Here is a 23,059-nt window from a genome sequence, read left to right on the forward strand (position 1 = left end):
GCCATGCGCGCCGACCGCCTCCGCGCCACCTGCCTCGGCCTCGCCGCCGGCCTGCTGCTGGCGTTCGCGCCGCTCGCCGCCGGCGCCGAGGAGCGCATTCTCCGCTTCGTCTCGGATGTGACGGTCGAGCGGAACGGCGATCTCGAAGTCGTCGAGACGATCCGCGTCCAGGCCGAGGGTAACGAGATCCGGCGCGGCATCCTGCGCGATTTTCCGACCACCTATCGGGATGACAGGGGCGGTTCGGTCGTCGTCGGCTTCGACGTGGAATCGGTCACCCGCGACGGCCAGAACGAGCCCTTCGCGATCGAGACGCTCTCGAACGGCAAGCGCATCCGCATCGGCTCGGCCGAGACGCTGCTCACGCCCGGCCCGCACGACTACGTCATCCGCTACCGGACGAACCGGCAGATCGGCTTCTTCGACGATTTCGACGAGCTCTACTGGAACGTTACCGGCACCGGCTGGACCTTCCCGATCGACGTCGCCGAGGCGCGCATCACGCTGCCGGAGGCCGTGCCGTTCGGCAATACCGCGATCTATACCGGCCAGCAGGGCGAACGGGGCCAGGATGCCCGGGTCGTCTCGAAGGAACCGGGCCGCATCGTCTTCCGCACGACGGCGCCCCTGCCGGCGCATAACGGGCTTACCGTCGCCGCCGCATGGCCGAAGGGCGTCGTCGCCGCGCCGAGCTCCGGGCAGCGCACTTACTGGTGGCTTCGGGACAATATCGGCCCCGTCTTCGCCCTGTTCGGCGCCGCAGGCGGACTGCTCTATCTGTTCCAGGCCTGGCGCAAGGCCGGACGTGACCCGAAGCCGGGCCCGATCATCCCGCTGTTCACGCCGCCCGAGGGGCTCTCGGCGGCCGCGACGCGCTACATCTCCGAGATGAACTTCGACGATCGCGCCTTCACGGCCGCGATCCTCGATCTCGGCGTCAAGGGCCAGCTCAAGATCGCCGATAGCGGCAAGGCGCTGGCGCTGACCCGCACACCGGGCGGCAAGCCGGCCGGCCCGGCCGAGATGGCAGCGGCGCAGGTGCTGTTCGGCAGCGGCGGCGAGATCCGCCTCGTACAGTCGAACCACATGACGCTGTCGAGCGCCGAGGCGACGCTGGCGCGCGGTCTCGCCAAGGCCTATTCCGGCACCGTCTTCAACATGAACAGTGGCTGGCTGACCGGCGGCGTCCTGATCACGCTCGCCGCCTATATCCTGGCCGGCATCGGGCTGGTCAGCACCATGGGCGAGAACGGCCTCGTCGCCGCGTTCAGCCTGGTGTTCCTGTCGATCCCGGCCATCGTCGTCGGCCTCACCCTGCGGTCGCTGCGCGGCAGCCCCTGGTACAAGCGGATCTTCGCGCTGCTCTTCACCGGCATCTTCGCGCTCGCTTTCGGCGGCGCCGGGCTCGGCGTGTTCCTGAGCGCCGCACGCGGACCGCTCGATTTCGCCGTGTTGCTGCTGCCCTTCGCGCTGCTGCCGGTGCTCGCCTCCGCCTTCTCGTGGATGCGTTCGCCGACGCCGGAAGGCCAGAAGCTGCGCGATGCCGTCGCCGGATTCCGCCAGTATCTCGGCATCGCGGAGGAGCACCGGCTGGAAATACTGCATCCGCCGGAGAAGACGCCGGAGCTGTTCGAGCGCTACCTGCCCTATGCCGTCGCGCTCGACGTCGAGAACGCCTGGGCCAAGAAATTCGCCGGCGTGCTCGCCGCAGCCGGTGCGACCGCGGCGGTATCGAGCTGGTATCTCGCCAACAACAACCGCAGCGCCACCGATCTCGTCGACCGGCTCGGCTCCGGCCTGTCACAGACGGTCGCCTCGGCGTCGACGGCGCCGGGATCGAGCTCCGGCTCGGGCGGCTTCAGTTCAGGAAGCAGCGGCGGCGGTTCGTCCGGCGGCGGAGGCGGTGGCGGCGGCGGTTCCGGCTGGTAACAGCGGGATCGCAACCTTTCCCGGGCCTCCCCTGTCGAAATCGTCACCGTTCGATCGTCGTTGAACGAACGCATGATTTCAGGAGGGATCCACCATGGGAAAGACCATTGCCATCCTTGTCGCCCGGCTGATCTTCGGCGGCATCTTCGTCATGGCCGCCAGCTTCAAGCTCATCGATATCAACGGCACCGCCGGCTACATCGCGTCGGCGGGATTTCCGTTTCCGCTCTTTCTGGCCTGGGTGGCGGCGCTCTTCGAGCTGGCGCTCGCGGTGGCGCTCCTGACCGGCGCCTTCTTCTCGGAAGCCGCGCTGCTCGCCGCCGCCTATATCCTGTTCCTCGCCTTCGCCTTCCATGGGCCTTCGCACTGGAACGGCAACCAGACCGAATTCGGCTTCTTTATCGACCACTTCACCTTCATCGCTGGGCTGCTCTTCGCGGCGGTGCATGGACCGGGCAAGACACTGGCGATCCATGCCTCCCTGCTCGGCCGCGCCCATGAGGGCGAAGCCGACGGATATCGGGCCTGACGCGAAGACGAACGGGCGAGCGGCGGGCGGCGCCCGCTACTTCGCCGCCTGCGGGTTTCCCTGCCCTGCCGTGCGGCGCTTGAGGCCGTCGAGGATCTTCGCGGCGAGAGCGTCATAGTCGCCGTCGAAGTGATGGCCGCCCGTCGTCTTGACCAGCTCCGCACCGGTGCCCTCGAGTTTGGGGCAGGCGGAATCGTCCTCGTCCTCGCCATAGACGCACTGGATCACGCCGGGCTTGATCTGCTTCAGCTCCGGCAGCGTCTCGCCCTCGCTCGAACTGGTGCCGAGGAACTCGCCCACCGAGATCTCATAGTCGACCGTCTCGGACAGACCGAGCAGCGACAGCAGGGCAATCCTGTCCTTCACTTCCGCCGGCAGGCGGTTATAGGCGCTCGGCAGCACGTCGGCGCCGAAGGAATAGCCGATCACGATGAAGTGCTCGACGTTCCAGCGCTCGCCATAGGCCTCGATGATGCGGGCGAGATCGGCGGCGGTCTGATCCGGCGTCTTCTGGGACCAGAAGTAGCGCAAGGAATCGACGCCGACGACCGGGACGCCGTCCTTCTGCAGCGCCTCGGCGACGGACTTGTCGATGTCGCGCCAGCCGCCGTCGCCGGAATAGACGATGGCCATGGTGTTGTACTTGGTGGTCGCCGGCAGCTCGATCAGCTGCAGGTCGGCCAGCGGATCGTCGCCGGCCGATTTCGGCGCCAGCACATGCAGCAGCCGCGACTCCAGCGCCGCATGGGCGTCGCCGTCGGCCGCCTTGTCCTTGATCTTGAAGCCCTGCGCCTGCAGGTCGGCGACATGCGCCTTGCCGTCGGCCGGCGCGGCGGCGGTGTAGAGGACGTCGACCGGGTTGGTGAGGTCGCCCTTGGCGAGGCCATAGACGGTGCCGCCCGCCGAAGCGGTCTTCGGCGCATCCGTGCAGAGCGGCTTCTTCAGCGGCAGGACCTTGCCGGGATCAACGGCGACCGTCCGCCCGATCGTCGCGTCCGGCGTCTGCGCGGCGATGGCGAGGCCGAGCGTGCCGGCGGCGCCGATGCCGGCGATCACCGGCGAATGATAGATCTCGGTGCCGAGCGAACGCTGGATCTGATGGCTCAGATCCTCGATATCGGCGACGAGATAGACGCACTCATCGGCCTTGTCGACTTCGAGGCCTGCGAAGAACTTCGGCGTGTCGACGCCGACGACGATGGCGCCGGCCTTCTGCAAATTGACCGCCACGGCCTCGTCGGCCGGCGTCCAGCCATCCTTGTCGGAGAACAGGAACACGGTGCCGCCGACATCGCCTTCCGGCGTCAGGATCTCCGGCTTGCCGAGCAGCCCGGCATTGAACGTCGTGGCAGCTGCCGCCTGCGGCTCCTGCTGCGGCGCCGGCGCATCGTCGGCCAGGGCAGGCGCGACGGTGCAGGAGATCAGCGCCGCCAATATGCAATTCCGGATCATTTCCCAACGACTCCCTTGAGGCTGCCACTGATCAGGACGGTTACGTCGGCCAGCGCAAGCGCCGGCGACATGCCGCCCGATACGGCCATGTAGCGAGGATGCCAATCGGGCTGGAACTTCGCCTTGAAGGCCCTCAGCCCGTGAAAATTATAGAAGCGTTCACCATGCTCGAACACGGCGCGTCCCATCCGGTGCCAGAACGGCGCCGCCGGGCTTTCCGAAAGGCCGGCGAGCGGCGCCATGCCCAGGTCGAACCAGCGATACTCCTGGTCGCGCAGATACAGCAGCAGGCTGACGAACAGGAACTCCATCGCGCCGGCCGGAACACCCGGCTTGAACCGCATGAGATCGACGGTCGCTTCCTGCTTCTGGGCCGTCGTCATCACCGTGGCGAAGGCGACGATGTGCCCGTCCCGCCGCACCACGGCGGCCGGCTGCGCCATGACATAGGAACGGTCGAACGCCCCCAGCGAAAACCGCTTCTCGCGGGCGCGATGCGCCGCGAGCCACTGGTTCGAGACATCTTCGAGTTCGTCGATCGCCTCGGCCACCTGATCCGGCTCGAGAAACTCGAAGCTCAGGCCCTCGCGCTGGCTGCGATTGAAGGCATGGCGCAAGCTCGCCCGCTTGGCGCCCTTCAAGTCGAAGGCCGCGAGATCGACGCGCGCCGCCTCGCCCAGCTTGAAGGCGCGCAGGCCCGCATCGGCATAGAGCGCGAGATTCTCCGGCATCACCTGGTAGAAAACGGCTCGCCCGCCCGCCGCCCGCGCCATCTCGACGAACTGCCAGATCAATCCCGGCCAAGCGGCGCGCGGCCCGATCGGATCGAACAGCGCCACCCATGAATGGGCCTGCCGGCCGAACATGATGAAGGCCCGGCGATCATCGGAAAAGAGCAGCGTCTTGTCGCCCATCCGCACCAGATTGGCATCGGGATAGGGCTGCGCCTCGAGGATCCGAACCGCGTCGGCGATCTCTTCCGGCGCCGGCTGCCCGGTCTTGCCCTTGGAGGGCCGCAGCAGCGACCAGGCGGCGATCGAGCCGGCCGCGATGACGACGCCGAGCAGCGCGCGCAGGCTGCGCGGCGCTTCTTCCGAGAACTCGAACTGCCACCAGAGCTGGTTCGAATAGTCGACGTCGGAATAGACGAACAGAAGGACGGCGAGCGCTGTCACGATGACCGTCGCGATCGCCAGGAACCAGCCGGGCGTCAGGCGCTGATGTAGCAGCGAGGCCGGCCGGTTGAACTCGCGCCGCGTCGCCAGCAGGGCGACGAACAACAGTGCCAGCGAGATCGACTCGCTGATTGCGATCGCCTTCAGCAGCGACAGCAGCACAGCCGCGCCGACCGCCATGATCGCCGCCCACCAGGCGCCGTCGAGCCGGTGCGCCAGCCCGCGCGCGACCACGATCAGGCCGAGCCCCAGCACGCTTTCGATGAAATGGGCGCCTTCGACGACCGGCAGCGGCAGCAGGGCCGAAAGCAGGTCCAGCCGCTGGTCGGCCGCCGGCGTGACGCCGGAAATGACCAGTACCGCGCCGAGCGCGAAGGTCAGCGTCGCCAGCACGCGCGGCGACAATTGCGCGCCGGCCCGGAGAACCCGGGATGCCTGGGCGCCGGACGTGGCGCGCCGGACCTCGAGACCGGTCACCAGCGCCGAGGCCGCCAGCAGCGGCACGCCATAATAGATCACGCGGTAGAGGATCAGCGCCGACAGAACCTGGTCGACGGAAGAAGCGCGACCGACCACGGCGATGATCACCGCCTCGAACACGCCGAGACCGGCCGGCACATGGCTGGCGACGCCGAGGCCGATCGCCACCGCATAGACGGCGATGAAGGCCGGCAGGCCGATATCCGTCTGCGGCAGGAGCACCCAGAGCACGGCGGCCGCTGCCGAAACGTCGATAAGGGTGGCGCCGAACTGCGCCAGCATGATGCCGGGGCGCGGCAGCACAATCGAGACGCCGCGCCATCCTATCCGCCCGCCGCCATAGGCGGCATGGGCAAGCAACCCCGCCAGCGCGGCGAGGATGGCAAGGCCAATGCCCCGGAGCAGATTGGGCGGGAGCTCCAGCGGAGCCGCCAGGTCGCGCGCGGCGAAGGTGAGACCGAGCGCCGTGACGCCGGCAAGTCCGACGCCGAAGGCCAGGGTGACAAAGGCGACCACCTTGGCGACGTCACCCGGCTCGAAGCCGAGGCGCGAATAGAACCGATAGCGGATGGCGCCGCCGGTCAACGGGCCGAAGCCGGCGGTATTGCCGACCGCATAGGCGCAGAAGGCTGTCAGGGCGACGATCGGATACGGCACGTCGGAACGGCCGAGATAGTGAAGCGCCGAGCGATCGTAGATGCTGAGCGCGAGGAAACTCAGCACCGTGAAGCCGAGCGCCGCGATGATCGTCGAAATCGGCGTCGCGTGCAGCGTATCGAGAACGTCGTTGTAGTCGACCTCGGAGATCAGCCGGGAAATCGCCAGCCAGACGAGAACGACCACCGCGACGCCGACCACGGCCGTGATGGCCGGGCGCCAAGGCGCCAGGACGGCCCGCAGCCTTTCATAGCGCGTCTCCGACAACGCGCCGGCCTCCACGTAATCCGGCGCGTCGTCCCTGAACTCGTCGGTCATGTCTTCACGCCGCTTTTCCACGCGATGCCGTTCGGACCGCGCGAGCATTGTAACGCTTTCGCTCATCATGACATTGGGCGCTGGCGCCACGATGACACTTCGTCAACGCGGACCGCTGCCCTCTCCTTGCATCCGATGCAAGGTTGAAGAGCCCCAAATCTGGCTGCATTGAGGCCGTTCCAGCGGATGGCAGGAGATTTACATCACATCTCCTGCACCTTCCGTCGCTGAAGCGCCTTCAGGCCCACTCGCCCTGCCGCATGATCGGCTCGGCGCTGCCATCGGCGGCGATGCCGTCGATGTCGATATGGCGCGATCCGATCATCCAGTCGATATGGATCAGGCTCTTGTTGGCGCCCTTTGCCGCCAGTTCATCCGGGCTAAGCTTGTCGCCGCCGCGGATGCACTTCGAATAAGCCTGACCGAGCGCGATGTGGCAGGCGGCGTTTTCGTCATAGAGCGTGTTGTAGAACAGCAGGCCGCTCGCCGAGATCGGCGAGGAATGCGGAACCAGCGCCACTTCGCCGAGCCGCCGCGCGCCCTCGTCGGTGTCGAGCACCTTCGCCAGCACGTCCGCGCCGGTCCGCGCTGTCGATTCGACGATGCGGCCATCCTCGAAGCGGACCGCGATGTCCTCGATCAGGGTGCCCTGGTAGGAGAGCGGCTTGGTGCTCGTCACATGGCCGGAGACACGGTTCTTGTGCGGCGTGGTGAACACTTCCTCGGACGGGATGTTCGGGTTGCAGACGATGCCGTTCTTGGCCGTCGAGGCGCCGCCAGCCCAGTCATGATCATCGGCGAGACCGACGGTCAGGTCGGTGCCGGGACCGACGAAGCGAAGGGCGGAATAACGCTTATCGTTCAAAAGCTTGGTGCGCGCGTGCAGCGCCTTGTTGTGCTCGCCCCAGGCGGCAATGGGATCATCGAGATCGACGCGCGAAGCAGAGAAGATCGCATCCCAGAGCTTCGCGACGGCGACCTCTTCCGGCTCGTTCGGGAACACCGCCCGCGCCCAGGCCGGCGACGCGAAGGACGCGATGGTCCAGTTGATGTCGAAGCCGACGATCAGTTCCATGGCCGGCGTGTAGGCCTTGGAGCGGGCGCGGTTGGCGCGCGAGACCTTCTCCGGATCCTGGCCCGACAGCAGCGACGGGTTCTCGCCGGCGATGGCAAGCCGCGCCGCGCCGTTCCGGAAGGCCGAGGCCATGCCGTCGAACAGCCAGCCCGAGGCGACGTCGAAGGAGCCGTCGCGACCATGGCGGAAGCGCATCAGCGTCGCCTCCTCGTCGGAGAACAGCGTCGTCACCAGCGAGGCGCCGGCCTTGTAGGCGTGCTCGGTGATCCGCCGCACCAGCGGCAGCGCGTCGAGCGACGCCGTCATCACCAGCTCCTGGCCTTCCTGGAGGCCGAGACCGACGCGGACGGCCACCTCGCCAAGCCGGTCTAGCTTCTGCTCATGGGTAAGCGAGGGATCGCGGACAAACTTGGTCATGACAGACACTCCACTATGGATCGAATTCTTGGTGGTCAGGACTCCGCCGGCGCGGGCGTGCTCCCGCGCGGACGATGCTTGCTGACCGCGGTGCCGGCGTCACGCGGCAACGCGAAGGAATCAAACAGGCCGATCAGGCCGACGACGCCGACGATCAGGAAGGCGGCATGGAAATCGCCGAGCGTCAGCCCCTCGACATCAGGCGTCAGCCAGGCATCCGCCAGGCGCAGCGCGATCGCACCGAGCGCGATGCCGAGGCCGAAGGTGATCTGCTGCACCAGGCTGAACAGCGTGTTGGCGCCGGCCATGCGCGCCTGCGGCACATCGACAAAGGCGAGCGTGTTGATCGCGGTGAACTGCATCGAGCGAGCCGCGCCGCTCAGGAACAGCACGACCATGATGATCAGCCAAGGCGTCGCCGGCGACAGGAATGCGCAGGCCAGCATCGTCGCGACGAAAAACAGCCCGTTGCCGATCAGCGTAGTGCGGAAGCCGAAGGTCCGGAGCACGAGGCTCGTCAGCGGCTTCATCGCCAGATTGCCGGCGAAGAGCGCCAGCACGTAGAGACCGGCCTGAAACGGATCGAGACCGAAGCCGAGCTGGAACATCAGCGGCAGCAGGAAGGGGACGGCGCTGACGGCGGTGCGGAACAGCGAGCCGCCCTTCATCGTCACCGCGAAGGTCTGGATGGCGAGACCGTAGAGATCCGGCAGCGGATGCGGATGGCGGCCGGAATGGCGGAGCGCGATCCAGAAGAACAGCGCGCTCGCCGCCAGGATGCCGGCGCCGACCACCCAGTCGACATGGCTCTGACCGACGAGGTCGAGCCCATACATCAGCCCGGCGCAGGCGATGCTGGTCAGGACGAAGCCGAGCCAGTCGAAGCCCTGGCGCGCGTCGAGCTTCTCGTTCGGGATCAGCCAGAAGGTGAGCGCGAACGTGACGATGCCGATCGGCACGTTGAGGATGAAGATCCAGTGCCAGGAAGCGTAGGTGGTGATGAAGCCGCCAAGCGGAGGACCCAGGATCGGCGCCGACAGCGCCGGCCAGGTCAGCACCGCGATCGCCCGCATCAGCTCGCTCTTCGAGGCGTTTCGCAGCACCACCAGCCGCCCGACGGGCACCATCATGGCGCCGCCCGCGCCCTGCAGGATGCGGGCGAGCACGAAGCCGAGCACGCTCTCGCTGAGCGCGCAGAAGATAGAGGCGATGGTGAAGACCGCGACTGCCCAGGCGAACACCGTCCGTGCGCCGAAGCGATCCGCCATCCAGCCGCTCGCCGGGATGAAGATCGCCAGCGTCAGCATGTAGACGGACATGCCGATGTTGAGATCGACGGGCGCGACGCCGAACGAGGCGGCCATCTGCGGCAGGGACGTCGCGATCACCGTGCCGTCGAGGTTCTCCATGAAGAACGCAACGGCGACGAGCAGGGCGATCCAGGTCGATTTTTGCGGTGCTGTGAAGGTCATGCCGGCCGACGGCGAGAAGAAAGAAACAAAGGACGCGACGTGGTGCCAGCCGGCGACACATCGGACCTCCGATTCATCGCGCTTTCGGCCGGCGGACACAAGGGGATTGCGGCGCCCCCCGCGCGTCGCGCCCGCGAAACCGCGTCAACCGTGCGGATTCTCCACCCGCGGCCAGATCGGCCGGGTGAGCTTGCGGTAGTCGGTCACGCGGGGATTGGACGGATAGGGCGCGCCGGCGTCGATATAGACGATCTCCGCCGCGATCGGCGCGAAGCCGGCGTGAAAATGGTTGGTCGACTTCACCAGCAGGATGTCCTTCGACATCGGGTCGAGGCCGAGATTCGAATAGACGTCCGGCTCGAAGGTCTGGGTGCGGTTGGTGTTGAGGATGATCTCGGTCCGGGTGCCGACGATCCGCACTAGCGCCGCCGGCCCCAGGGTGACGCGGCTCTTGCCGAAACTCTGCCAGCTCTCCGGAACCGCGCGGACGACCTCGACCCGGGCGTCGATCGGCGCGCCGCCGTCGGGCCCCGCCTTGCCGCCGAAGCGGAGCTGGATCTCGGCCCCCTCGCCTGCCGCCAGGCAGAAGGTCACGGCGATCGGATCCCAGATCGTCGCGACGGCGACATTGTCGATGCCGCGCTCGATCATCCGGCGCAGGATCAGCGTGCCGTCGCCGGCGACGCCGCCGCCCGGATTGTCCCAGGTATCGGCGATGACGACGGGCTTGCCGGGCCGGCCGGCAATCAGGCCGAGCGCGTGGTCGAGGCCGCCGTCGATGCTGAACTGTGGCATCATCGTCTTGCCGCGCAGCGAGAAGATCTCCATGCCGAGTTTCTCGGCCAGCGCGTCGCCCTGCGCCTTGCGGTCGTCGGTCACGACCAGCACGCGCGTGCCCATCTCCGGCACGTCGCCGGCCATGAAGCCGTGGATCAGCGATACCGACAGGATGCCATTCTGGCCGTGCATCGCCTTCATCCGGTCGACGAAGGAACGCATCGGCTCCCGGCTGGTCGGGAAGACGTCGATCATGTGGCAGTCGAAAGTCGAGATGACAGGCTTGAGCTCGCCGCGCAGCGTCCGGATCGCGAGGTCGACGACATGCTCGCCGCGCTCGTAGAAATCGGTGTGCGGAAATTCGAGGAAGGCCGCGAGGATGTTGGAGTTCTCGACCCGCTTCGGCGTGAGGTGGCTATGCGGATCGAGCTCGGCGGCGATGAGGACATCCGGCCCGACGATCTCGCGGATACGGGCGAGCAGATCGCCCTCGGGATCGTCATAGCCCTGCGCCACCATCGCGCCATGCAGGCCGAGCACGACGCCGTCGACCGGCAGCGCGGCGCGGAGCTGGTCGAGGATCTCGTCGCGCAGGCCCTCATAGGTGGCGCGCTGCAGCAGTCCGCCCGGCTCGGCCCAGGTCGCCGTTCCCTCCACCAGGTCGATGCCGTCCGCCTCGGCGCGCTTCCGGAGCGCGACGATCGGCGAGGAGCAGAGCGTCGGCGTCTCGGGATGTTGGCCGGGTCCCGCATAGAACGCCATCTCGAAGCTCGCCCGGTCGGTCGGAACCGGTGCAAAGGTGTTGGTCTCGGTCGCGAGCGAAGCGGTGAAGATGCGCATGATGCGGGATGATCCTGGCGATGGCGGCGAGGGACCCCGAACCCGCGGCGGGTCCAGAGCCCAGGGGTCGACGGCGGCTCCGGCGATGGCGGAACCGCGAGACGGCTAGCCGAGCGGCGCGTAGGCGATCGCCTCGATCTCGACCTTGATGTCGATCATCAGGCGCGCCTCGACGGTGGTGCGGGCCGGCGGATCCTTCTCGAAGAAGGTGGCGTAGGTCTTGTTGAAGCCGCCGAAGTCGCGCGCGTCGGTGATGATGGCGAAGGTCTTCACGACCTGGTCCATCGTGCAGCCGGCCAGCGCCAGCGCCGCCTTGACGTTCTCGAGCGTCTGCCGGGTCTGCGCCTCGATGCCGCCCGCGACGACCGTGCCGCTGGCGTCGGTCGGCACCTGGCCGGAGACGTAGACGAAATCGCCCGCACGGACGGCCGGGGAAAGCGGCACATGCGAGGCGCCGTAGACGGTCTTCAATTTGCTCATGAAACTAGCCCCTTTGGTTTTATCAGGCGGCCCGATCGCGGACCGGAAGACCGCCCCTGAGTAGCGGCGCGGAGGCTAGAGTAAATCGTCCCGATTATCGACAGGAAAGCAGCATATCTTCATATTTCGCCGGTTGCTTTGTTGGCGGATCCGAAAGAGCCTTGCGTAAGCGGAGGGAAACTAATGTTCGGTCTCAACGACAAGCACGTGGTGATCAGCGGCGCGGGCGGCGGCATCGGCCGATCCATCGTGGCCGCCTTCCAGGCGGCGGGAGCGCGGGTGACGGCCTGCGACCGCGACGCGGCGCTGCTCGACGCCCTCGACGGCGTGGCGAAATCGATGTTCGAGCTGACGGACGCGGACGCGACCGAGCGCGCGGTGGCCGCGATCGTCGCCGAGCATGGCGCGCCGGACGTCCTCGTCAGCAATGCCGGCTTCAGCCGCGCCGAGACGATGGAAACGGTCAATCGTCAGAGTTGGGACCAGGAAGTCGAGATCAACCTGACCGGCAGCTTCAACCTGATCGACCCGACGATGAAGGCGATGATCGCCAATGGCGGCGGCGCCATCGTCATGACCTCGACCGTCAATGCGCTCAGCCACTACGGCAATCCCGCCTATGCGGCGGCGAAGGCCGGCCTCGTCGCCTATATGCGGGCGATCGCCGTCGAGAACGGCCGCCACAACATCCGCGCCAACTGCATCTGCCCCGGCTCGGTGCGCACGCCGGCCTGGGATCACCGCGTCGCGAAGGATCCCGACCTGCTTCCCAAGGTCGTGGCGCACTATCCGCTGGGCAAGCTGGCAACGCCGGTCGACGTCGCCAACGCGACCGTCTTCCTGGCCTCGCCGCTCGCCGGCGCCATCACCGGCGTCGCGCTTCCCGTCGACGCCGGGCTGACGGCGGGCAATCTGCGCTTCATCCGCGACGTGTTCTGAACAAAATCCCTGTTATCAATCCCAATCGCCGCGACGGCGCTTTGGCGAGGAAATCATGCCGAGACATATCGATACCCTCCAGACTCCCTGCGTCCTGATCGACCTCGACCGGGCCGAGGCCAATCTGAAGCGCGCGCAGGACTATGCCGACGCGCATGGCGTGCGCCTGCGGCCGCATATCAAGACGCACAAGCTGCCGCTCTTCGCCAAGCGCCAACTCGAGCTCGGCGCCATCGGCATCACCTGCCAGAAACTCGGCGAGGCCGAGGTGATGGCCGACGCCGGCATCGAGGACATCTTCCTGCCCTACAACCTGGTCGCGCCGGAGAAGCTCGCCCGCCTGAAGGATCTGGCCAAGCGGGTGACGCTCGCCGTTACCGCCGACAGCGCCTATGTCGTCGACGGTTATGCCGAGACCTTCGCGGACTCCGCCGGCGCGCCGCTCGAAGTGCTGGTCGAATGCGATACCGGCGCCGGCCGCTGCGGCGTGCAGACGCCGGACGACGCGGTTGTGCTGGCCAAGCATATCGCCTCGAAGCCCGGGCTCGTCTTCGACGGCCTGATGACCTATCCGCCGGCGGGCGGCACGGCTGATGTCCGCGCCTGGCTGCAGGAGGCGTCCGACAAGCTGACGGCGGCGGGCCTGCCGCCGAAGACGATCTCGACCGGCGGCACGCCCGACATCTGGCGCGCGCACGAGACGCCGATCGCCACCGAATACCGCCCCGGCACCTACATCTATTTCGACCGCTCGCTGGTCGCCCGCGACGTCTGCACCGTCGACGACTGCGCCCTGCACGTGCTCGTCACCGTCGTCAGCCGGCCGACGGCCGACCGCGCCATCATCGACGCCGGCTCGAAGGCGCTGACCAGCGACCTGCTCGGGCTGAACGGCTATGGCCAGGTGGTCGGCTATCCCGACGCGGTGATCTACGGCATGAGCGAGGAGCACGGGAACATCGACTTCTCCGCCTCGGCGAAGAAGCCGGAGATCGGCGAGCGGCTGCTGATCCTGCCGAACCACGCCTGCCCGGTGTCGAACCTCTACGACCACGTCCACCTGGTCTCGGGCGACCACGTCGTCGAGACGGTGGCGGTGGCGGCGCGCGGCCGGGTCGACTGATCGACGGAGAGAAAACGGCGCCCCGGCTCCGGCCGGGGTGCTTCGCCCGAGGGCCCGCCTATTCGCCCTGGGCGGCGTATTCCTGCAGGCGGGTCGATTCCGACACAGTCCGCTGGTGCAGGTCGCGCAGGAAGGCGAGATTGCCGTGGATCTCCATCAAGCGTACGTCGCCGCGCACCAGAAGACGCTCGGCGTCCGCCAGCATCGCCGCGGCGCCTTCGACATCCGGGTTCTCGCCCTCGATCATGTCGCCATAGAGAAACGCAGCCCGGGCGCGGGCCTCCTCGATGCGGGCGGAGAGACCGGCCAGTTCCAGCTCGACCTCGTCGATCACCTTCGATATCGCGTTCCCGACCGAAGAAAGCCGTTCGACATCGCTGCGAATATCGCGTTCCTTGGAGCGAAATCGAGGAAACAGCACGTCTGGTCTCTCCCGGTAGAGATCTATTCGTTCGGCTTGTTCGCCGAATCGCCTTTCCGATAATGGCGCAGGACTTTCCGATGGGCGATAGCGAAACCGCCCGCATCGTCCGGTTGCGCCCAGCCCGAACGTTGCCGAGCCGCGGGCAGTAAGGTATTCCGGGGCAGGTCGCATCCACCACGGCGCCCCCCACCGTGATGTCCGGGCGGTTTCGACGACCGCGCCGACCAGACGAAAGCAAAGAAGAAATGACACGTATTACTGGCCTCCGCGTCTTTGATCTCCGCTTCCCGACCTCGCAATCGCTTGATGGTTCGGACGCGATGAACCCGGATCCGGACTACTCGGCCGCCTATGTCATTCTCGACACCGACAATCCGGAGCTTTCCGGCCACGGCCTCACCTTCACCATCGGTCGCGGCAACGAGATCTGCTGCGCCGCCATTCGCGCGCTCGACCATCTGGTGATCGGCCTCGAACTCGACTGGATCAAGGAAGATCCCGGCCGCTTCTGGCACCACATCACCGGCGACAGCCAGCTGCGCTGGATCGGCCCGGACAAGGGCGCCATCCACCTCGCCACCGGCGCCGTCGTCAACGCCGCCTGGGACCTCTGGGCCAAGGAAGCCAAGAAGCCGGTCTGGCAGCTGGTCGCCGAGATGACGCCGGAAGAGCTCGTCAAGATCGTCGACTTCCGCTACCTGACCGACGGCCTCACCCCCGGCGAGGCCCTGGCCATCCTGAAGCAGGCGGAGATCGGCAAGGCCGAGCGCATCGCCGCGCTCAAGGCCGAGGGCTATCCCTGCTACACGACCTCGGCCGGCTGGCTCGGCTATAGCGACGAGAAGCTGCGCCGCCTCTGCCAGAAGGCCGTCGACCAGGGCTTCAACCACGTCAAGATGAAGGTCGGCCGCGACCTCGAGGACGATATCCGCCGCCTGAAGACCGCCCGTGAGGTGATCGGGCCGGACCGCTTCCTGATGATCGACGCCAACCAGGTCTGGGAAGTCGACACCGCGATCGACTGGGTCAAGCAGCTCGCCTTCTCGAAGCCCTATTTCATCGAGGAGCCGACCAGCCCGGACGACATCGAGGGCCATCGCAAGATCCGCGAGGGCGTCGCCCCGATCAAGGTCGCGACGGGCGAGATGTGCCAGAACCGCATCCTGTTCAAGCAGTTCATCATGCGCAACGCGATCGACATCGTGCAGATCGACGCCTGCCGCATCGGCGGTTTGAACGAGGTTCTCGCCGTCCTGCTTCTGGCCGCCAAGTACGGCAAGCCGGTCTGGCCGCATGCGGGCGGCGTCGGCCTCTGCGAATACGTGCAGCACCTCTCGATGATCGACTATCTCGTCGTTTCCGGCACCAAGGAAGGCCGCGTGATCGAGTATGTCGACCATCTGCACGAGCACTTCGTCGAGCCTTGCGACATCCAGAACGCGGCCTACATGCCGCCGAAGCTGCCGGGCTTCTCGATTGAAATGAAGCCCGAGTCGATTGCCGCGCACATCTTTGCCGGCTAAAGCAGAATCCGAAGGGGCTACTTTCGTAGAAGTATCGGCCCCGGGATCCTGCACGGAATGATGCATTGAATATCGTGGTCGCGCCGATCCGGGGCGACCACGACATGGCCGTGACATTGCGCCCTGATATCCGCAAGTGGTGACAAGGCAATGCGTCGAGCCCTTCCGTTTCTGATGGCCGGCCTGCTGGTGGTCCTATCGGCGCTGCCGGTCCTCGCCCAGCCGACGCCCGCCCCTGCCGCGGCGCGGGAACTCGTCGTCGCCACCAAGGTGGCGCCGCCCTTCGCCATGAAACGGCCGGACGGCAGCTGGACCGGCATCAGCATCGATCTCTGGCAACGCATCGCGGAGAAGCTGGGCGTCCGATATCGTCTGGTCGAGGAACCGACCGTCGACGCACTGATCGCCGGCACGGCCACCGGCCGATACGACGCCGCCGTCGCCGCGCTGACCATCACGGGCGCGCGCGCCGAGATCATCGACTTCAGCCAGCCCTTCTACCGCACCGGCCTCGGCATCGCCGTGCCGCCCGGCGACGGATCGCGCTGGAACGTCATCCTGCGGTCGATCCTGTCGCTCGGCTTCCTGCAGGCCGTCGGCGCGCTGATCGGGCTGGCGCTTCTGGTCGGCCTCCTGATCTGGCTGTTCGAGCGCCGCCGCAACGAGCATTTCGGCGGCACGCGGGGCATCGGCGCCTCGATCTGGTGGTCGGCCGAGGCGATGACGCAGGCGAGCACGGGCGTGCATACGCCGATCACGCTGGCCGGACGATCGCTGGCCATCCTCTGGATGGCGGTCTCGATCATCGCCATCGCCGTCTTCACCGCCGGCGTCACCTCGGCGCTCACGACGAGCGCGCTGCAGGGGCTCGTCACCAATGCGCACGACCTAGCATCCGTCCGGGTCGGCGCGGTCGAGGGCTCCTCGACGATCGATTATCTCGTCAATGAACAGATCAAGTATCGCAGCTTTCCTTCGGCCGATGCCGGCCTGAAGGCGATGAAGGCAGGCGCCATCGACGCGTTCGTCTATGACAAGCCCTTGCTCGCCTGGATCGTCCTGCAGGACTATGGCTCGTCGCTGAACGTTCTCGACATCGTCTTCGACGCGCAGAATTACGGCATCGGATTGCCGCTCGGCAGCCCGCTGCGCCGGGATATCGACGTCGCCCTGCTCGACAGCGTCCACAGCGACTGGTGGAAGCAGACCCTGTTCCGCTATCTCGGCGAACGCTGAGAAGCCCCAACCGCGCTGGAGCCGCGATGCCGCCGGAACGACCGATCGACCATCTCCGCACGATCTGCCTGGCCCTGCCGGAAGCGACCGAGCAGGAGACGTGGGGCGATCCGACCTTCCGTGTCCGCGGCAAGATCTTCGCCATGCAGAAACGCGGCGACGGACGGGACTCGGTCTGGGTCAAGGCGCCGGAGGGCAGCCAGATGGTCCTGGTCGGCGCGGATCCCGCGCGCTTCTTCGTGCCGCCCTATGTCGGACCGAAAGGATGGATCGGCATCCGCCTCGACAATGATCCAGACTGGCAGGAAGTGTCGGAGCTGATCCGCCGCAGCTATCGGCTGATCGCGCCGAAACGACTGGCGAATTCATTCTAGGAATTGCGAATCCGGGCGCGCCACGGCGACCGTCCGGCGGGAACGGCGGCATCCGGACGGCGCGGATCGCGGGACGACGGGAGCGGAGGCTCCCGCCGGTCAGCCCTTGGCGTTGCCGAGATCTTCCATCATGTGCTCGACCGCCATGATGGCGTTCTCGAGGTCGGAGATCTTGCGAAGCGCGCCGTCGGTCGGCAGCCCGCCCGCGTCCACCGCCTGGGAGATGAGCTTCTGCTGCGCTTCGACCAGCCGAGCACGAAGCGCCGTCAGTTTCTTGTTCATGGATAGGTCCCCTGTTCCGGCAAACGTATGACAGATTTTGCCTGAGGCGTTGACACAAAAAGCAGTCCAATGCCGATGCGACGCAACCGCGCAACAACCTGTGGATGGGCGCATGGGGGCGAAAGGCGTGCAAACACCGCCGCTTGACCGAATCTCGTATCAGGCAGAGTCTAAGGATTGGTTCTTCTCGACAGGGTGGTCGGAATTATGTCGCGACGAATTTTCCTGACGACGGCGCTGGATCGGTTGCTCGACGAAGGTCAGATTTCCCGCCGCTCCGATGCGCACCGCATCATCAAGCTGGTAATCGAGAACGGGGTCACGGCCCTCGATGAAGACCAGCGCTTCATCTACGACAGCGAACTGATCCCCAAGATCGAAGACGTGCAGATCCGCCGCGGCACCTTTGCCGGGCTCTGAGATCGCGCTTCTCCGAGCGAAATCGGGGCGGTCCCGAAGGCCCGCCCCGCTGTCTCGAGAAGACTACTTCGCCGCGAAGCAATAGAGCAGCCCGGCGCCGCCCGTGCCCTTGAGCGCCTCCTGCGAACAGCCGCCGCGCGACAGATGCGACGCGTTCCAGGATTTCGCCGCGTCGGAGTCGTCCAGCCCCTTGCGATCGTGATGACCGAGCATGGCCGCTCCCTCGGCGCCGCTCTTCGTCCAGTTGCCGCAGGTCTTGTCCTCGCCGGCCGGGAAGGCCGTGCCGTCGGGCTGGCTGCCCGTCAGGATGTCGTGCGTGTTCGGCGTGTCGCCGCGCCCGTTCACCGGCGTGCCGGTTTCCGTCAACGCCGTTTCCTTCGAGATCTTGTTGGCTGCGTGAAGATCGGCGACATCCTTGGCTATGACGACACCCTTGGCGTTCTGCCACGGACCGGTGCCGATGCGATCGCGCGCATTGACGGCGGTCGCGCCGCCCTCCGCCTGGGTCGAAAGATAGGCCCGCCATGTCCGCGCGCCGGCGCCCGCCTTCTCGGCCAGCGTCTGGCAGAGCTTGTCGGCGCCCTCGAGGCCGCCAAGATCGGCGCCCTTGCCCGAACCCACGCTGGAAACGAAGAAGCTCATGCCGCTTTCCTGCGCGCCGGCGCTGCCTCCCAGCGCCAGCAGAACCATCGATGCGGCAAACGCCAGTGATCCCGAAGTCCTCATCTCGTCCCTCCTCTCGTACACGGCGCCCTGCCGGCGCTCCCTGTCGGATATAGAGAGCTGTCGGCACCGGGCGAGAGGCAGTCTCAACCAGAGCGGGAGCCGATGCAACGAGCCTCGCTCCGGCGAGCTCCCCGCGACCTCGATCAGCGAGGCGCCGCGAGGCCGTCCAGCTGCGCGTAGACGTGCTTCAGCCTTGTATAAGGTTCGAGCGCCGAGCGCGCGTTCGCGCCGCCCGTCGCCGCCTGGCGGAAGCCGCCCAAAGGCGCCCCGGCCAGCATCGGCTGATAGTGATTGAGCCAGCATGTCCCGGCGTGAAGACGGGCGATGACCTGCTGGCCATGCGCGAGATCCCGAGTGAAAACGGCTACTGCGGGGCCGCCGGCAAGCGCCGCATTCAGCCGGCCGATCGCCTCGTCCTCGTCGTCGAAGGACAGCACCGGCAGGATCGGGCCGCCCGAAGGATCGCAGACGATCGCCATCGCGTCGGTGCAAAGGTCGAGCACCGTCGGCGCGAGAAAGGCTCCGCGCGCCAGCGGGCCTTCCGTCCGCCGATCGCCGCCGACAAGCACCTGGGCGCCCGCCTCCCTCGCCTGCTCGATCTGGCGAAGCGCACCCTCCATCTCCGCCTCCGAGACCAGCGCGCCGACCTGCGTATTCGGATCCATGGGATCGCCGACCACGAGACGGCCCACCCGAGCAACCAGAGCCTCGACGAAGGCTTCACGCACAGTGGACTGCACGAGCACCCGCGCGCCGGTCGAGCCCGCCCCGAAGCCGGCGGAGAGCGCGCCGGAGACGGCGCCCTCGAGGTTCGCGCCATCGAAGACGATGACGGTCGACCCGCCGGTCGGCCGCTCCGCGATCCCCGTGACGGCGGGATGCTTCCTGAGCAGCCGATCCGTCTCGGCGGGACCGTGCAGGACATTGAAGACGCCGTCCGGCATATCGGCTTCGGTCATGATCTCGGCGAGCCTGGCCGCCGAAAGCGGCGCCCGATCGGACGTCAGGAGAACCACGGCATTGCCGGCCGCGAGCGCCGGTCCGGCGTTCCGGCAAGCGGCGAACAGCGAAGCGCTCGCCTCTCCGAACGCCGCGACGATGCCGAGCGGCTCGCTCCTGGAATAGCCGATCGCGCCGGATCCGAGACCGACATGCTCGTCCGCGAGGGCACTGGCGAGAGCGGCGAAATGGTCGAGGCAATCCGCCGCCGAGACGACGTCGACGGTCGATGTCTGCTGGATCGGTCTTCCCGTGTCGCGGGTCTCCAGCCGCGCCAGTTCGTCATTGCGCTCGCGCAGGATGGCAGCGACGCGGCGCAGGATCCGCCCCCGCTCGCCGCCGGTCATGCCGCCCCAGACCGCCTGGCCGTGGCGCGCGCTTGCGACCGCCGCCTCAACCTCCGCCGCGCCGGCGATCTCGACTCTGGCGAGCGTCTCGCCGGTCGCGGGATTGACCGTCGCGAACGTTCGGCCCTTCCCCGCCGCGAGGCCCCGGCCGGCGATGTGGCTGCGGATCACGGCGTGGCGGCCGTTCGTTGCCGGCCCGGCATCGGCCGCGTTGACGCGCGCCCGGACGGTGGCAATCTGGATGTCGGCGAAGGCGGTGGCGATGGCCCGCGCGCCCGCGCTTTCCGGCTCGCCCTCGGCCGCGAGTGTCTCGCGCAGCCACAGCCCGTCGATCACCGCGGCGATCGCGACCGCGACCTGCTGCGCGTCGCGCGGCGGCACCATCTGTTTCAGCGCATGGCGCAGATTGGACAGCATGCGGCGCTGATAGACGTTCTGCACCCGCTTGAAGCGGGCGGAATGGATGACCTGCCCCCAGAAGGCGAGCCAGACGCTGGCCGTGCGGCGGTCAAACTCCTCGGGCGCCAGATTGGCGTCGATCACGGCCTGGACCCGGGCGCGGGGCGACTTCGCCTCGGCGAGCCGGATCGAGACGAGCCGGCTCAACCGGCCGGCCATCGAGCGCAAAGTCGCCTCCAGCAGGCCTTCCTTGTCGCCGAAATAATGCGCGACCAGTCCGGGAGAAACGCCCGCGCGCCGGCCGATATCCATCAAGGTGCAGGCGGCGAAACCGACCTCGGCCAGCGATTCGATCGTCGCCTCGATCAGCTGTCGTCGGCGCACATCCTCGGCTTCGAGTCGGGCGGAACTTGTCCCACTCATGACAATCCTCTCCGTCATCTCGCGGCCATTCGTCATTTATCCCGATTGAACGGCCAATCAAAGCCCTTCGCGTATTTCCTGACGCCCTCGCCGGCTTCGGCACATCGGAAAGACAAGACTGTCACCGAAACGGCATAATTGACAGGATCTTGGACTTTGAACGCCCGTTCAACGGACTATCAAAAACAAGCCGATGCGGATTGATTGGATAAAGGAAGAACGACGGACGGACATAACGCCACGGGGACTATAACAAGATCTGTCGCTAGGACGCTTCATCGCGTCCGTGACTGCGCTATGCTTGACCTCAACCAGGGGTCGCCTGGCGAGGCCGCATGTTGGGAGAAGTAGAGAATGCTCAATTCGGTACTATCGAGATCCGTGGCAGCCATGGCCTGCGTCCTCGGCCTGGCCGGGACGGCCGCCGCCGCGGAACCGGCGTCGTGCAAAACCGTGCGGTTCTCCGACGTCGGCTGGACCGACATCTCGGCGACGACGGGCCTGACCTCGCGCATCCTCACCGGCCTTGGCTACGAGCCCAAGCTGCAGGTGCTGTCGGTGCCGGTCACCTACGCGTCGCTGAAGAACAAGGATATCGACGTCTATCTCGGCAACTGGCTGCCCTCGATGGCCGCCGACCTGAAGCCGTACCAGGACGACGGCTCGGTCGAGGTCGTGGGCGTCAATCTGGAAGGCGCGAAATACACGCTCGCCGTCCCCGCCTACCTGTTCGACGAGGGTCTGAAGACCTTCCAGGACATCGCCAAGTTCAAGGACAAGCTCGGCGGCAAGCTCTACGGCATCGAGCCCGGCAATGACGGCAACCGGCTCATCCTCGACATGATCAAGGACAACAAGTTCGACCTCGGCTCGTTCGAGCTGGTCGAATCGAGCGAACAGGGCATGCTGGCCCAGGTCGACCGCGCCGGCCGCAAGAAGGACGCGATCGTCTTCCTCGGCTGGGCGCCGCATCCGATGAACGAGAAGTTCGCCATGCAGTATCTCGATGGCGGCGACGACGTCTTCGGCCCGAATTTCGGCGGCGCCACCGTCTCGACCAGTGTGCGCAAGGGCTATCTCGAGGAATGCCCGAACGTCGGCGCGCTGATCAAGAACATGAAGTTCACCCTGCCGATCGAAGGCCAGGTGATGTCGAGCATTCTCGACGACGGCAAGGAGCCGATCGCCGCCGCCGAAGCCTGGCTGAAGGCCAACCCGGCGCAGCTGGATGTCTGGCTCGCCGGCGTCAACACGATCGACGGCCAGCCCGGCCTCGACGCCGTGAAGAAGAGCCTCGGCCTCTGAGCCTGGAAACGACCGGGGCGGCGCCCGCCGCCCCGGAAGGCCCGCGCCGGGCCACGGAGCGACAAACGATGACGGCTTCCCGCCATGTATAGCTGGCTGACCGAGCACAAGATCCCGCTCGGATCCTGGATCAAGAGCTTCGTCGACTTCCTGAACCAGCACGCGCAGTGGCTGTTCGACGGGATTTCGCTCGTCCTCGGCACGATGATCGACGGCCTGACGCGGTTTCTGCTGGCCGCGCCGCCGCTCGTCCTCGTCGCGGTCTTCGCGGCCATCGCCTATGCGCTGCACCGCTCGTTCAAACTCGCGGCGTTCACCGCTCTCGCCTTTCTCCTCGTGATCAATCTCGGCTACTGGCAGCCGACAATGGAGACGCTGTCGCTGGTGATCTGGGCGGCGCTGGTCTGCGTCGTCATCGGCGTGCCGGTCGGCATCGCCGCCGCGCACAGGCCCTGGCTCTATGCCGGCATTCGCCCGATCCTCGATTTGATGCAGACGATCCCGACTTTCGTCTACCTGATCCCGACCCTCGTGCTGTTCGGTCTCGGCACCGTGCCCGGCCTGATCTCGACGGTGATCTTCGCCATTCCCGCGCCGATCCGGCTGACCCATCTCGGTATCACCTCGGTGCCGGCCCAATTGCGCGAGGCCGGCCAGGCCTTCGGCGCCACCAGGCGGCAGCTGCTCTACAAGGTCGAGCTGCCGCATGCGATGCCGACGATCATGGCCGGCATCACCCAGTGCATCATGCTCAGCCTCTCCATGGTGGTGATCGCCGCCCTCGTCGGCGCCGACGGGCTCGGCAAGCCGGTCGTGCGGGCGCTGAACTCCGTCAATATCGGCATGGGCTTCGAGGCGGGCGCGGCGATCGTGCTGCTCGCCATCGTGCTAGACCGGGTCTGCAAGCGCCCCGCGCGCAAGACGGGAGGGCGTTGAGC

At 66.9% G+C, this 23,059-nt stretch carries 20 protein-coding genes; 10 read left to right on the forward strand and 10 right to left on the reverse strand.

What is annotated here, in order from left to right:
• The first annotated feature begins 3 nt into the window (after positions 1-3).
• Entirely contained in the window at positions 4-1,929 is a 1,926-nt protein-coding gene (locus tag K32_RS16775; RefSeq protein ID WP_201400620.1) for a DUF2207 domain-containing protein, read from the forward strand.
• Between the two features lie 94 nt (positions 1,930-2,023).
• A complete protein-coding gene (locus K32_RS16780; protein ID WP_201400621.1) occupies positions 2,024-2,458 on the forward strand; it encodes a DoxX family protein in 435 nt (144 codons plus the stop codon).
• A 36-nt stretch (positions 2,459-2,494) separates the two neighbouring features.
• Here the strand turns inward: K32_RS16780 and K32_RS16785 are convergent, their stop codons facing one another.
• From K32_RS16785 to K32_RS16810, 6 genes are all read right to left on the reverse strand, one after another.
• Positions 2,495-3,910 (reverse strand): virulence factor family protein, encoded by a 1,416-nt coding sequence (locus K32_RS16785; RefSeq protein ID WP_201400622.1) that lies wholly within the window; start codon positions 3,908-3,910, stop codon positions 2,495-2,497.
• The gene (gene mprF / locus K32_RS16790; RefSeq protein WP_201400623.1) at positions 3,907-6,540 is read right to left on the reverse strand and encodes a bifunctional lysylphosphatidylglycerol flippase/synthetase MprF; all 2,634 of its coding nucleotides are present in this window, start codon (positions 6,538-6,540) and stop codon (positions 3,907-3,909) included. The genes K32_RS16785 and mprF overlap by 4 nt, the downstream gene beginning before the upstream one ends.
• Before the next feature lie 238 nt (positions 6,541-6,778).
• The gene (locus K32_RS16795; RefSeq protein ID WP_201400624.1) at positions 6,779-8,032 is read right to left on the reverse strand and encodes an aminopeptidase; all 1,254 of its coding nucleotides are present in this window, start codon (positions 8,030-8,032) and stop codon (positions 6,779-6,781) included.
• 35 nt (positions 8,033-8,067) lie between these two features.
• The gene (locus K32_RS16800) at positions 8,068-9,504 is read right to left on the reverse strand and encodes an MFS transporter (RefSeq protein WP_201400625.1); all 1,437 of its coding nucleotides are present in this window, start codon (positions 9,502-9,504) and stop codon (positions 8,068-8,070) included.
• 144 nt (positions 9,505-9,648) lie between these two features.
• The gene (locus K32_RS16805; protein WP_201400626.1) at positions 9,649-11,121 is read right to left on the reverse strand and encodes a M81 family metallopeptidase; all 1,473 of its coding nucleotides are present in this window, start codon (positions 11,119-11,121) and stop codon (positions 9,649-9,651) included.
• 105 nt (positions 11,122-11,226) lie between these two features.
• Positions 11,227-11,601 (reverse strand): RidA family protein, encoded by a 375-nt coding sequence (locus tag K32_RS16810; RefSeq protein ID WP_201400627.1) that lies wholly within the window; start codon positions 11,599-11,601, stop codon positions 11,227-11,229.
• Between the two features lie 183 nt (positions 11,602-11,784).
• Here K32_RS16810 and K32_RS16815 point away from each other — a divergent pair, with 183 nt between their 5' ends.
• Both K32_RS16815 and K32_RS16820 read left to right on the forward strand, forming a co-directional pair.
• Positions 11,785-12,540 (forward strand): SDR family oxidoreductase, encoded by a 756-nt coding sequence (locus K32_RS16815; RefSeq protein WP_201400628.1) that lies wholly within the window; start codon positions 11,785-11,787, stop codon positions 12,538-12,540.
• Between the two features lie 55 nt (positions 12,541-12,595).
• Entirely contained in the window at positions 12,596-13,663 is a 1,068-nt protein-coding gene (locus K32_RS16820) for a D-TA family PLP-dependent enzyme (protein ID WP_201400629.1), read from the forward strand.
• A gap of 58 nt (positions 13,664-13,721) precedes the next feature.
• Here K32_RS16820 and K32_RS16825 read toward each other — a convergent pair whose 3' ends face one another.
• Positions 13,722-14,339: a hypothetical protein gene (locus tag K32_RS16825; RefSeq protein WP_201400630.1), complete on the reverse strand. Its 618-nt coding sequence runs from the start codon at positions 14,337-14,339 to the stop codon at positions 13,722-13,724.
• Between K32_RS16825 and K32_RS16830 the strand changes: the two genes are divergently transcribed.
• The 3 genes from K32_RS16830 (at position 14,333) to K32_RS16840 (ending at position 17,220) form a co-directional block, all read left to right on the forward strand.
• A complete protein-coding gene (locus tag K32_RS16830) occupies positions 14,333-15,610 on the forward strand; it encodes an L-fuconate dehydratase (RefSeq protein WP_201400631.1) in 1,278 nt (425 codons plus the stop codon). The two genes, K32_RS16825 and K32_RS16830, sit on opposite strands and share 7 nt — an antisense overlap.
• Before the next feature lie 150 nt (positions 15,611-15,760).
• A complete protein-coding gene (locus K32_RS16835; RefSeq protein ID WP_201400632.1) occupies positions 15,761-16,846 on the forward strand; it encodes a transporter substrate-binding domain-containing protein in 1,086 nt (361 codons plus the stop codon).
• A gap of 26 nt (positions 16,847-16,872) precedes the next feature.
• The gene (locus K32_RS16840) at positions 16,873-17,220 is read left to right on the forward strand and encodes an MmcQ/YjbR family DNA-binding protein (protein ID WP_201400633.1); all 348 of its coding nucleotides are present in this window, start codon (positions 16,873-16,875) and stop codon (positions 17,218-17,220) included.
• Between the two features lie 99 nt (positions 17,221-17,319).
• Here K32_RS16840 and K32_RS16845 read toward each other — a convergent pair whose 3' ends face one another.
• Positions 17,320-17,502 carry a hypothetical protein gene (locus K32_RS16845; protein ID WP_201400634.1) on the reverse strand — a complete coding sequence of 61 codons (183 nt, stop codon included), beginning with the start codon at positions 17,500-17,502 and terminating at the stop codon, positions 17,320-17,322.
• Between the two features lie 177 nt (positions 17,503-17,679).
• Here K32_RS16845 and K32_RS16850 point away from each other — a divergent pair, with 177 nt between their 5' ends.
• Entirely contained in the window at positions 17,680-17,922 is a 243-nt protein-coding gene (locus tag K32_RS16850; RefSeq protein WP_201400635.1) for a hypothetical protein, read from the forward strand.
• A gap of 63 nt (positions 17,923-17,985) precedes the next feature.
• Here K32_RS16850 and K32_RS16855 read toward each other — a convergent pair whose 3' ends face one another.
• Positions 17,986-18,648 carry a hypothetical protein gene (locus tag K32_RS16855; protein ID WP_201400636.1) on the reverse strand — a complete coding sequence of 221 codons (663 nt, stop codon included), beginning with the start codon at positions 18,646-18,648 and terminating at the stop codon, positions 17,986-17,988.
• Between the two features lie 143 nt (positions 18,649-18,791).
• A complete protein-coding gene (betI, locus tag K32_RS16860; RefSeq protein ID WP_201400637.1) occupies positions 18,792-20,816 on the reverse strand; it encodes a transcriptional regulator BetI in 2,025 nt (674 codons plus the stop codon).
• Positions 20,817-21,170: 354 nt separating this feature from the next.
• Between betI and K32_RS16865 the strand changes: the two genes are divergently transcribed.
• Positions 21,171-22,121, forward strand: a complete 951-nt coding sequence (locus K32_RS16865) for a choline ABC transporter substrate-binding protein (RefSeq protein ID WP_201400638.1) — start codon at positions 21,171-21,173, stop codon at positions 22,119-22,121.
• Positions 22,122-22,205: 84 nt separating this feature from the next.
• Positions 22,206-23,057 (forward strand): choline ABC transporter permease subunit, encoded by an 852-nt coding sequence (gene choW / locus K32_RS16870; protein ID WP_201400639.1) that lies wholly within the window; start codon positions 22,206-22,208, stop codon positions 23,055-23,057.
• Positions 23,058-23,059 lie beyond the last annotated feature (2 nt).

This window comes from Kaistia sp. 32K (assembly GCF_016629525.1).
Taxonomy (GTDB): domain Bacteria; phylum Pseudomonadota; class Alphaproteobacteria; order Rhizobiales; family Kaistiaceae; genus Kaistia.